This window comes from Ignavibacteria bacterium, assembly GCA_016707005.1.
Classification (GTDB): domain Bacteria; phylum Bacteroidota; class Ignavibacteria; order Kapaibacteriales; family Kapaibacteriaceae; genus UBA10438.
Window position 1 is genome coordinate 46,188 of the sequence record JADJIQ010000001.1, and the last position, 11,313, is coordinate 57,500.

The 11,313-nt window shown below is 53.3% G+C and carries 9 protein-coding genes, 2 tRNA genes and 2 rRNA genes (1 of these 13 cut by a window edge); 8 read left to right on the forward strand and 5 right to left on the reverse strand.

The features are described 5' to 3' along the window. Nucleotides 1–4: 4 nt before the first annotated feature. Entirely contained in the window at nucleotides 5–484 is a 480-nt protein-coding gene (folK, locus tag IPI29_00255) for a 2-amino-4-hydroxy-6-hydroxymethyldihydropteridine diphosphokinase (GenBank protein MBK7410980.1), read from the reverse strand. Nucleotides 485–492: 8 nt separating this feature from the next. Beyond that, nucleotides 493–876, reverse strand: a complete 384-nt coding sequence (gene folB / locus IPI29_00260; GenBank protein ID MBK7410981.1) for a dihydroneopterin aldolase — start codon at nucleotides 874–876, stop codon at nucleotides 493–495. Between the two features lie 96 nt (nucleotides 877–972). On the opposite strand from folB, the gene IPI29_00265 reads away from it, so the two are divergent. From IPI29_00265 to rfaE2, 3 genes are read left to right on the forward strand one after another with little or no spacing between them, the layout of a single operon-like run. Next, nucleotides 973–1,488, forward strand: coding sequence for a ferritin (locus IPI29_00265; GenBank protein ID MBK7410982.1), 516 nt, complete (start codon nucleotides 973–975; stop codon nucleotides 1,486–1,488). A 19-nt stretch (nucleotides 1,489–1,507) separates the two neighbouring features. After that, nucleotides 1,508–2,515 (forward strand): D-glycero-beta-D-manno-heptose-7-phosphate kinase, encoded by a 1,008-nt coding sequence (rfaE1, locus tag IPI29_00270; protein ID MBK7410983.1) that lies wholly within the window; start codon nucleotides 1,508–1,510, stop codon nucleotides 2,513–2,515. After that, nucleotides 2,512–2,979: a D-glycero-beta-D-manno-heptose 1-phosphate adenylyltransferase gene (gene rfaE2, locus IPI29_00275; protein ID MBK7410984.1), complete on the forward strand. Its 468-nt coding sequence runs from the start codon at nucleotides 2,512–2,514 to the stop codon at nucleotides 2,977–2,979. Before rfaE1 ends, rfaE2 begins: the two co-directional genes overlap by 4 nt. On the opposite strand, the gene IPI29_00280 is transcribed toward rfaE2, so the two are convergent. From IPI29_00280 to IPI29_00290, 3 genes are read right to left on the reverse strand one after another with little or no spacing between them, the layout of a single operon-like run. Then, nucleotides 2,957–4,177, reverse strand: coding sequence for a hypothetical protein (locus IPI29_00280; GenBank protein MBK7410985.1), 1,221 nt, complete (start codon nucleotides 4,175–4,177; stop codon nucleotides 2,957–2,959). The two genes, rfaE2 and IPI29_00280, sit on opposite strands and share 23 nt — an antisense overlap. Next, nucleotides 4,174–5,385, reverse strand: a complete 1,212-nt coding sequence (locus IPI29_00285) for a hypothetical protein (protein MBK7410986.1) — start codon at nucleotides 5,383–5,385, stop codon at nucleotides 4,174–4,176. Before IPI29_00285 ends, IPI29_00280 begins: the two co-directional genes overlap by 4 nt. A 2-nt stretch (nucleotides 5,386–5,387) precedes the next feature. Beyond that, nucleotides 5,388–6,863, reverse strand: coding sequence for a glycogen synthase (locus IPI29_00290; GenBank protein ID MBK7410987.1), 1,476 nt, complete (start codon nucleotides 6,861–6,863; stop codon nucleotides 5,388–5,390). Nucleotides 6,864–7,001: 138 nt separating this feature from the next. Here IPI29_00290 and IPI29_00295 point away from each other — a divergent pair, with 138 nt between their 5' ends. The 5 genes from IPI29_00295 to IPI29_00315 all read left to right on the forward strand — a co-directional run. Beyond that, nucleotides 7,002–7,727 carry an SIMPL domain-containing protein gene (locus IPI29_00295; protein ID MBK7410988.1) on the forward strand — a complete coding sequence of 242 codons (726 nt, stop codon included), beginning with the start codon at nucleotides 7,002–7,004 and terminating at the stop codon, nucleotides 7,725–7,727. Nucleotides 7,728–8,011: 284 nt separating this feature from the next. Further along, a 16S ribosomal RNA gene (locus IPI29_00300) occupies nucleotides 8,012–9,496 on the forward strand. Between the two features lie 158 nt (nucleotides 9,497–9,654). Next, nucleotides 9,655–9,728: transfer RNA gene (locus tag IPI29_00305), tRNA-Ile, on the forward strand. Nucleotides 9,729–9,743: 15 nt separating this feature from the next. After that, nucleotides 9,744–9,816: transfer RNA gene (locus tag IPI29_00310), tRNA-Ala, on the forward strand. 294 nt (nucleotides 9,817–10,110) lie between these two features. Continuing rightward, nucleotides 10,111–11,313 (forward strand): 23S ribosomal RNA (locus IPI29_00315); it runs 1,584 nt beyond the window's last position. Together the 16S and 23S rRNA genes with 2 tRNA genes alongside form the textbook arrangement of a ribosomal RNA operon.

Genomic DNA, 11,313 nt, shown 5'->3' on the forward strand with positions numbered 1-11,313 from the left:
ATTATCACTCGGCTATCGCAACGGATGAAGTGTCCGGACACACATTGAGCAATTCTCCGATGGACATCCCTGTCCTCGGAGACACCATCTCGGGTGCGATCTCTTGGCAGGGGGCTAACACGAACCGACGTTCTTCCATTCGTGCATGCGGGATATGCAGGTCTCCGTCATCCACGATCACATCTCCCACGAGGATCACATCGATATCGATCTCACGTTCTCGCCAGCGCTCACGCTGCTGTCGGCCCAATTGATTCTCGATATTCTTGCAGCGGTCATGGATCTCTTGCGCCGATAGATCACTGGATCCAACGATCGCTGCATTGATGAAAGGCGGTTGATCGGTGTATCCAACCGGATCCGTGAGCCACATTTGCGATCGGAGCGTGTCGGAAAGGATCGTTCGCTCGATCTCGGTCATGGCTGCCCGCACCATTTCTCGCGAGTTGCCGATGTTGGAGCCGAGAGAGAGGAGAACGCGCATGTCAGTGATCAGTCTTCGCGGACAACAGTGATCTCAGCTTCGACGTGGTCGAGAACCTGCTGAATAGGAACGTTGAGTTTGCGAACACGCACCGTTGTCTGACGAACGGCAACAAAACGATCGATGATGGCCGAAGCCATATCAAAGGACAACGTTTCGATCAGTTCGCAGGGCTCACCGTTCATGTGTTCGTTCACAAGGAAGAGCACTTCTTCGTAGTTCACGGTGTCGCTGAGATCGTCACTGACAACAGCCTTCATCGTGTCATACCATACATCCACATCCACCTGAAAACGACCGCCGAGGTTGCGTTCTTCCTCACGGACGCCGTGGAAGGCAAAAAACTCAGCGTTTACGATGGAGAGTCGGGTCAGTGTGGTCTGGCGTTTCATTTGTTCTTCCGTTCATGTGGTGGTTAGGACCCCGAAACTAGCCCCGAATTGGGTAATTTCGTGACATACTCTCTTGCAAAAGGAACCTCAATGCCAATGAAACCAAAACTCGTAGACGCCTTCAACATCCAGATCCAAGCCGAATTCCAAAGCTCCTATACCTATCTCGGCATGGCTGCATGGTTCGCCGAGCAGAATCTGCCGGGCTTTGCCCAGTGGATGCGGGTGCAGTGGCAAGAAGAGACCATGCACGCCATGAAGCTCTACGACTTTCTTCACAATCGTGGTGAGTCGGTTACCCTTCGCCCCCTTGCTGCACCGGTCAAGAAATACACGTCAGCCGTACAGGTGTTCGAACAGGTTCGCAAGCACGAGATGGCGATAACGGCAAGCATCAATGCGTTGTATGAACTCGCATTGAAAGAAAAGGACCTACCTGCACAGATCGTCTTGCAATGGTTCATCAATGAGCAGGTGGAAGAAGAAGCGCTGGTGGTAGAGATCATTGAGCGATTGAAGCTTGTGGGTTCAGACGGTCCTTCTGTCTACCTCCTTGATCGTCAAATGGCTACCCGTCCGGCTCCTGCTCCAACATCCGGCGCTCAGGCGTAAGAACACGTTCCCGAACTCTATGCATCACCTCTCACGCGAACGAACACAGAACCTTTTAACGGCTCTCCGCGGAATGGAGATCGGCGTGGTAGGGGACATCATGCTCGATAGGTATTTCTGGGGGAGCGTTCATCGCGTCTCCCCGGAAGCGCCAGTTCCTGTGGTGGACATTGACAATGAGAGCTTCCACCTAGGAGGGGCCGCCAACGTTGCCACCAATCTTCTTGGGCTTGGTGCACAGCCCCTTCTCTGTGGAGTAGTGGGTGATGATTCATCGGGGAAGATGTTGCGTGAGATCGGTCTAGCAGCTGGACTCGATGTTGACGGCATTGCCGTTGAAGAGGGCAGGCCTACAACGGTGAAGACGCGAGTGATCGGCAATAACCAGCAGATCGTTCGGCTTGATCGGGAGACACGAGCACATGTGGCTCCAAATGTGATCGAGTCCGTGTCGGACTTTCTTCGCAAACGGACGAGTCTGCGTGGGATCATCCTTGAGGACTACGACAAAGGGTTCCTCTCTCCGCAGTTGATCGCCTCCGTGATGGCTGTTGCCTCGGAGCGGTCGATACCGGTGTTTGTTGATCCGAAGCGTCGACACTTCTTCGATTTCACGTCATGCACGCTCTTCAAACCGAACAGGAAGGAAGCTGCAGATGCATTGGATATACCGCTGAAGACCGACGCTGATGTACGCGAAGCAGGAGCGATGCTTTTGGAAAAACTCGATTGTGATAACGTGCTTATCACATTGGGATCCGAAGGCATGATGCTGTTTGAGCGCAGTGGTGAAGTAAGCAGCGTTCCAACACGTGCGAAGAATGTGGCCGACGTCTCCGGTGCCGGTGATACCGTCATCGCAACGTTAGGAGCAATGGTGGCTGCAGGTGCGTCCATGCGCGAGGCCGCTGCACTTGCGAATGTTGCAGCGGGATGTGTTGTGGCGGAACCGGGTATCATCGCCATCACGGCCGATTCTCTTTTGTCCGCCGTCCACGAAGACGAGACTTCAACACGACCATCATGATCCTTACCACCGATCCAGAGATCGTATCCCTGCGCGAATCATTACGTGAACAAGGGAAACGCATCGTCTTCACAAATGGCGTCTTCGACATTCTGCATGCCGGACACGTTACCTATCTGGAGAAGGCTCGTGAGTTCGGTGATGTTCTTGTGTTAGGATTGAATTCCGACGACTCGGTCCGCAGACTCAAAGGTCCGGAACGCCCTGTCAATTCGGAGCTCGACAGAGCAACCGTTATTGCCGGACTGCGCTCGGTTGATCATGTTGTCATCTTTGGAGATGATACGCCCCTTCATATCATCGGACTCTTGTTACCCGATGTTCTTGTGAAAGGGGGCGACTATACACGTGATACGATCGTAGGTGCTGATGTTGTTGAACAACATGGCGGACGTGTCGAAACGATACCGCTACTAGAAGGTAGGTCTACTACCTCCATCATCACTCGCGTGAGAACGGTTTGAACCACGTTTCACCGATACTAACGGTGAATGTGAGGCGAAGGAATAACTCAGACAACGCGCCGTTTGAAGGACCTCGGTATCCACCCATTACGGCAGCATCAACGGTTGCACTGGCGCCGAGAGGGAAATCGAATCCACCAGAGGCGAAGACTTCGTCGATATTCTCACCCTTGAACGTATAATACTGACGTTGGAAGCCGGCACCTGCACGGAATCCCCACTTTTCTCCAAACGTAGGAGCGTATTGAGCTGCAGGTCTGTCAAAGCCAAATGTTGCTCTAAGTGAACGAGAATAGGTGGCATCTGAGCGCGGGTTCACATCAACACTTGAATGATCTCCAAACTCAAGGTCGATCCCGTAACGCGAGCGTCCTGATTTGATCGAAGCACCGATACCGACGCTGTACGGCAGTTCGGTTGTCGACTGCACGGCACGCGTTGAATCAAAGTAAGGGCTGCCGCTCAACGTTCCGGCTGCACGATAGACGATATTCATTGAGCCGCGCGGACCACCCGATACAAAAGCTCCAAGCGACAAGGCCGGAGTTGCCTTATAGTACAATCCGCCTCGAAGCAGGATGCCGCGAACATCATAGGACGTTGTTGACGTAACCAACTCTCTGTAACCATCGATGAAGATGTTATCCGAGAGCGTGATCACGCCGAACAGTGTCTGGATGGATACGCCGCCGTAGAAGTCGCCAAGCCGACCGGATGCGCCGATCTGAATGCTGGACGTTCCGCCGGTACCTTGTTGTTGACTACGTCCGGTAACGGCCGAGCCATCGATATCTGTCTTGAGTTCACGCCTCACAACGTAGTTCACAGATGAATACGGGACCACGCCAAATGAGACCCCAAACCCATGTGCAGTATCGATGGCGAACAGTACCATCAGACCATCGATCTCGCCGTTGTTCTGAGCGATCGAGTTCCCGTTGTCTGTGACGAGGTGCTGGTTAAATCGATATCCGGCTTGAAGCCGGGTGTACGGAGAAAAGCCCAGCAAGGCCGGGTTGACGATGTTGATCCCGTGATCGCTTGGCATGGCGATGGACGTGCCGGACATCCCGTCATAGAGTGCACCAACAGTTCGACGCAGATCGCCAAGGCCAATGGACGAATAGTTGGAGCCCCCTTGACCAAACGCAGTGAGTGGGATGGCTAACAACACGAGGATGAGGAAGGGGCGCATCATTTATCGAACACGCCTGGTATCGTGTAGGCCACCGTTACTCGAGGGCGGAGGTAGTCTGCTGCGTTGAGGCCATAGATGTGAAGTCGGTTCATGCGCCATGTTTCGTACACACCGGACGGCTTGATGATCAACTCAGCCGGACCACCGTACTTTCTGATCAACTGCAACATCGGTCCGATATTCGTGAAGATGTAAACGCCGGATGCGTCGTCTCGGGCCGAGAGTTCGATGATAGAACCGATCGGCGGGCTGTATCGAATGGCGATCACTTCGTCGCGACCGAAGAGGCCATAGGTTGATGCAGCATCGTTGACCGTGATGCGAAGAGTGCCACCAACGATCACCGAGTTATTTGGAATGGAGTCGAGATCGATCTTGAACGACGTACGGTGAATGCGTGCCCCTTGAACAAGAAGTTCACCGGCTTGGGCCTCAGGTGTATTCACAAAATTGGCAACGGCACTTTCTACAAAAACCGTGTCGAGCGCTTGAGTGGTATCACGTTTCTTCGTGATCACACGGAGCTTCATGACTTGGATCACACCGTCAAGATTGCGAAACTGGCGGATGACCGACGTGTTCGACGGAAGAAGTACGAAGCCGAAGACCTCTTTTACAAGTGAGGAATCTCTTCCGGCAACCATCCATCGCTTCACCGCATCAACGTCGAACGGAACGCGGATCATTGAGTCTGCAGGAACCGTTACTTGTTCGGAATACGTGCAGACCGGTGCATCTGCTGTTGAATAGAAGTCGGTGCTTCCGTCTGCTGTCCAGATCGAATCCCATGTTACGTTCGCAGACCACGAGCGTTTGAGTTCATATGCAGTGAACGAGACCGAGCGATCTGATGTGTCCCCATACCGATAGTCTTGCGGGAACATCTGTAGGTCAGCACTGACAACATCGTAAGCTGAATCCGGTCCGAGATCCGGATAATTGGTGAATTCCATGAAGACCCGAGCTTGATCATTCTGCGTGTTCCCGATCAAGAAGTAGGTGGAGTTCACAAGTGGTTCACGGACGGACGACATCGTGTCATTGGAAAGCAATGGAGCATCCAATGATGAAAGAGCGTAGATCGTGTCGGTGCCGGGTACGACTTCAGAGCCCACACTTGTAGGAAGGTCGTTGCACGACGAAAGGATCACGCCAATGGCAGCGATCACTGCATAAAACGCGTGGGGGCCACGCCACGTTTCGAACACGGCTATTTGGTATCCTTGACCAGAGATCTGTAAAACTCGTCGTATCCCTGAGCTGATGCAGACCAGCCAACAGGTGTAGACATAGCCTTGGCGACGATCTCACTCCAGGCTTCGTGTGATGCGTGTGCTTTTTGAGCGCGTTTGAATGTCTTGACGATCTCGGCAGCATCCGTCTTCTTCATGATGAAGGCATTGCCTGCCCCCTTTGCCTCATCTGCGTCGATAAGACCCTCTGCGATTCCGCCCGTAGCACGGACGATAGGGATAGTGCCATAGGCAAGAGCAATGCGCTGGAACTGTCCGCTCACCTCATGTCGGGACGGCTTCACAAGAACCGTAGCGCCCGCCATGACGTGATGTAGGTATTCTTCATCATATCCAACTCGAACCTGAACCTCATGAGGATGTTTCTTCATGAGAGCATCGGCGGCCTTACGCAGCGGAGTAGGCATATCGGTTGCGATGATGACCTGAACTCCGGTTTTAATGAGGTCCGGGATGGCGGCGATGAATGCATCTGCTCCGCGCTCTTCTGTAAGAGGCCCGAGGAAGGCAGCGATCATCGCATCGTCCTTCACGGCGAGACCGGTTTCTTTTTGAAGGGCTTCGCGAGCAGATTCCTTATTGGAAGGATCCTTTACATCGTACTTCGCACGATTGTTCGAATCAGTCTTTGGGTTCCAATGGAGGAGGTCTATGCCATGACCGATACCAGCCAATGGCTTCTTATTCAGTAACGGAAGCCAGTTCTCCGTGAACTCTTTATTAGCAACGAGTTCAGTAGCATACGTCGGAGACAAGGTAGACACGCGGTCTGCATATGCCATGCCGGCGCGCAGGAAGTTCATTTTATTCTTGTACTTCGCCTTTTCCATTGCGTCTTCGGTAAGCCCCGTCTTTTGAAGGGACTTCAGAGGGAACACACCTTGTTCTTCGAAGTCCGAGATCGTCATAACGATCTTCGTCTTCTTGAACTCCTGTGGGTAGCGTGTACGGATATATGCCGGGATGAGGGCCGTTTGCCAGCCAACGCAGTGGATGATATCCGGGAACCAACCGAGCAATAGACATGTCTCTAGAACCGTGCGGTTATAGAATATGTAGCGTTCATCATTGTTCGGGAACGTAACGCCCGTGGTGATGTCTGCTTCGATACCCTTATTCACATCGAGGTAGTTCGAGTTCGTCGTGATATACGACTGGACCTTTACACGCGGGTTATTGATCGAGCTCGACTTTACAGTAGCCGGATGGGCTTCTGACCCGATCGGGATCGGGATATCGCGCAGTCGATTGATCTCGTGAATACGATTCTTACGTTCCGAGATGTAGCCATACTTAGGCATCATGGCACGAATGTCGTGTCCGATCTCTCGCACGCCTAAGCAGTGTGCATAACACAGGTCGGCAAATTCGGACGTCTTAATGAACGGGTAGATCTCGCTCGTGACGAACAGAATACTCAGCGGTTTTGCCATACGGAAGGGTGCAGTCAATGGTCCATAGGATTCGTCGAATAGCAAAAATACGGCTTTCGACCACTCGTTCGGTGTGGAGGGGGCGTATTTTGGCAGCCCGGTTCAGATCAGCCCCTTAAAAAACCTTGGAGAAACACTATGCAGTATCGACTTTGGGCAGCCATTGCAGTGGCTGCGGGTGTTGTGGCCGCCGCCGCATTGTTGGGCTCGGCGTGGACGGGAAGTCATCCACGGACAGAGAAGATCATCGTTACGGGGCTTGCCCAGCAGGATTTTGTAAGTGATCTCATTGTCTGGAGGGCATCGTTCTCGAGGATGGGGCCTACGGTGGCAAGTGCTTATGGTCAGATTCGGGCCGATGCCGACAGGGTAAAGAGCTATCTCATCTCAAAGGGAATCCCTTCCAGCGCTATCATCATCAGTGCCGTTGCCATCAATCCGGTATACCGATCCGTGCAGAATGGTGAGCGCTATGAGCAAGTTTTTGACGGGTACAATCTCAGTCAGAACGTGCAGGTAGAGAGTAAGGATGTTGACAGGGTAGAGATGTTGTCGCGGGAGATCAGCGAGCTTATTGATGCCGGCGTGGTCTTGAACTCACAGCCGCCTGAATACTACTACACAAAGTTGGCAGAGCTCAAGCTAGATCTGCTCGCTAAGGCGTCCAAGGACGGCACTGAGCGTGCGGAGAAGATCGCCGAGAACTCCGCCGGGCGGCTTGGCAAGCTGCTTCGAGCCGATATGGGGATCTTCCAGATCACCGCGCAGAACAGCAATGAAGATTACAGTTGGGGTGGTGCTTTCAATACGACATCTAAACGTAAGACAGCCTCGATCACCGTGAAAATGGAGTTCGACCTCTGATTTTTTTTCGCCTTCCCCCACCTTTTTTCGCATACCCATTTGGTGGAGTGGGGCAATACCCTTATGTTTGTCTCCCCTTCGCGCGGCACTGTCGCTAACGAAGGCGGAAAAAGTCGAAAAGTCGGTGTTCTTTGACAACAGGAAGCAAGCAGTAACAAAAAAATGGGTAGGACATATGTTCTACCCCCGTCATGGAGTGCACTGTGGAGCTGAGTAATCAGCGAAGTGGTGTTCCATGCGATCAATTCGGAAACAACAACAACAAGAACTAGAATCAACTTTCTACAACGGAGAGTTTGATCCTGGCTCAGGACGAACGCTGGCGGCATGCCTAACACATGCAAGTCTAGGGGTAGCAATACCACTGGCGCACGGGTGAGTAACACGTAGGTTATCTGCCCCCATCACAGACATAACCCCGGGAAACCGGGGCTAATATCTGATGAGGTCGCGAGATCAAAGCTTCGGCGGATGGGGATGAGCCTGCGGCTGATTAGCTAGTTGGTGAGGTAATGGCTCACCAAGGCGACGATCAGTAGCTGGTCTGAGAGGACGAACAGCCACACTGGAACTGAGACACGGTCCAGACTCCTACGGGAGGCAGCAGTGAGGAATATTGGTCAATGGGAGCAATCCTGAACCAGCAATGCCGCGTGTGGGATGACAGGGCTTCGCCTTGTAAACCACTGTCGGACGGGACGAAAGGAGGCCACGGGCCTCTGGGACGGTACCGTCAAAGGAAGGGTCGGCTAACTACGTGCCAGCAGCCGCGGTAATACGTAGGACCCGAGCGTTGTCCGGATTTACTGGGTATAAAGGGTGCGTAGGCGGCCTTGTGCGTCAGAGGTGAAATATCCGGGCTTAACCCGGAGGGTGCCTTTGATACGGCAGGGCTTGAGTGCGAGAGGATGAGGGAATTCCTGGTGTAGCGGTGAAATGCGTAGATATCAGGAGGAACACCGGTGGCGAAGGCGCTCATCTGGCTCGTAACTGACGCTGAGGCACGAAAGCGCGGGGATCAAACAGGATTAGATACCCTGGTAGTCCGCGCCCTAAACGATGTATGCTTGGTGTTGGGCCCGCAAGGGTTCAGTGCCGTAGGGAATCTGATAAGCATACCACCTGGGGAGTACGATCGCAAGGTTGAAACTCAAAGGAATTGACGGGGGCCCGCACAAGCGGTGGATCATGTGGTTTAATTCGATGCAACGCGAAGAACCTTACCCGGGCTTGAAGTGTAAGTAGTACAGAGATGAAAGTCGACGGACCCGTTAAGTCGGATGCTTACAGAGGTGCTGCATGGCTGTCGTCAGCTCGTGCCGTGAGGTGTTGGGTTAAGTCCCGCAACGAGCGCAACCCCTATCTCCAGTTGCCAGCGGTTTGGCCGGGCACTCTGGAGAGACTGCCTACGCAAGTAGAGAGGAAGGTGGGGATGACGTCAAGTCATCATGGCCCTTACGTCCGGGGCTACACACGTGATACAATGGCCGGTCCAACGGGCAAAGCCGCGAGGCAGAGATAATCCCTAAAGCCGGTCTCAGTTCGGATTGGAGTCTGCAACTCGACTCCATGAAGGTGGAATCGCTAGTAATCGCGGATCAGCACGCCGCGGTGAATACGTTCCCGGGCCTTGTACACACCGCCCGTCACGCCATGGGAGCCGGGGGTGCCCGAAGCCGGTAGTAATGCCGTCGAAGGCGAAATCGGTGACTAGGGCTAAGTCGTAACAAGGTAGCCGTACCGGAAGGTGCGGCTGGATCACCTCCTTTCTAAGGAGACCTGAGAAGAATATTTCTCTACGAGACATGAGCAATCAGTCTCGATAGTGTCTTTTTAATACTGGAAAGATCGTTCTGTAAATGCTTCCTGTTGTCAAAGAACACCTAACGGTGTTCTTTGGAACCGAACTCCATCAACGATTGCAGATGGGCCGGTAGCTCAGCTGGTTAGAGCACACGCCTGATAAGCGTGAGGCCGGTGGTTCAAGTCCACTCCGGCCCACGTGGTTAAGATGATGGGCCCATAGCTCAGCTGGGAGAGCGCCTGATTTGCATTCAGGAGGTCTACGGTTCGATCCCGTATGGGTCCACGGAAACGGTACATCTTTACGATGTATCTAGAATCCAAGAGTTCTTTGAAAACTGAAGAGGTTAATGTTCGTAAAACGAGAAAGCCGTCTATTGAGCAATGCGTGTAGGCATGGCCAAGAGAGTGCCCGAGGCATCCTGGAAAAAAGGTGTTGAGGAGCGTGATCGAGTCATGACGACGCACAAGCGATAGGCGAGCAAAGACGAAAACGATAGAAAACAAGCAAACGCGTAGAAACAATGCGCAAGCATTGGTGAAGAGAATTAGCGACGTACGTCGCAGGACGAAAAACAAACGGCAAGTTGTAAAGGGCACACGGTGGATGCCTTGGCACAGAGAGGCGAAGAAGGACGCAGCAACCGGCGAAACGCCGCGGGGAGCAGGAAGCATGCTTTGATCCGCGGATGTCCGAATGGGGAAACCCAATGGGAGTCATGTCCCATTACCCGCAAGGGAGCTAACCCAGGGAAGTGAAACATCTCAGTACCTGGAGGAAGAGAAATCAAACGAGATTCCCGGAGTAGTGGCGAGCGAAACGGGAATAGCCCAAACCGAGCACATGCAAATGCGCTCAGGGTTGTAGGACCCCATAACGGGATCCGGAGATGGTAGCAGAACGGCCTGGGAAGGCCGGCCACAGAAGGTGAGAGCCCTGTATGCGAAACCATTGAAGGCCCAGGGGTATCCTGAGTAGCGCGGGACACGAGAAATCCTGTGTGAAACCGGGGGGACCACCCTCCAAGGCTAAATACTCCTCTGTGACCGATAGTGAACCAGTACCGTGAGGGAAAGGTGAAAAGAACCCTTCAGAAGGGAGTGAAAGAACCTGAAACCGTGTGCTTACAAACGGTCGGAGCAGCAGCAATGCTGTGACGGCGTGCCTTTGCTTAATGAGCCTACGAGTTGCTCGTCTCATGCAAGGGTAAGGATATGGATATCCGCACCCGTAGCGAAAGCGAGTCTGAATAGGGCGAATCAGTATGTGGCGGCAGACGCGAAACCGTGTGATCTATCCATGGGCAGGATGAAGCGTGGGTAACACCACGTGGAGGTCCGAACGGGTGTGGGTTGAAAACTACTCCGATGACCTGTGGATAGGGGTGAAAGGCCAATCAAACTCGGTGATAGCTCGTACTCCCCGAAATGTTTTTAGGAACAGCCTCGTGTTTACTGTCTCGGAGGTAGGGCTCTGATTGGGCTAGGGCTGTCACAACGGTACCGACCCCAGATAAACCGCAAATGCCGATGACAGAATTGCACGGGAGTGAGGCTGCGAGGGATAAGCTTCGTAGCCGAGAGGGAAACAACCCAGACCACCAGCTAAGGCCCCCAAGTGGGTGCTAACAGGCAAAGGATGTGCAGTTGCATAGACAGCCAGGATGTTGGCTTAGAAGCAGCCATTCATTCAAAGAGTGCGTAATAGCTCACTGGTCGAGCGACTGTGCGCCGACAATAATCGGGACTAAGCATCCCGCCGAAGCTGTGGGCTCCGTAAGGA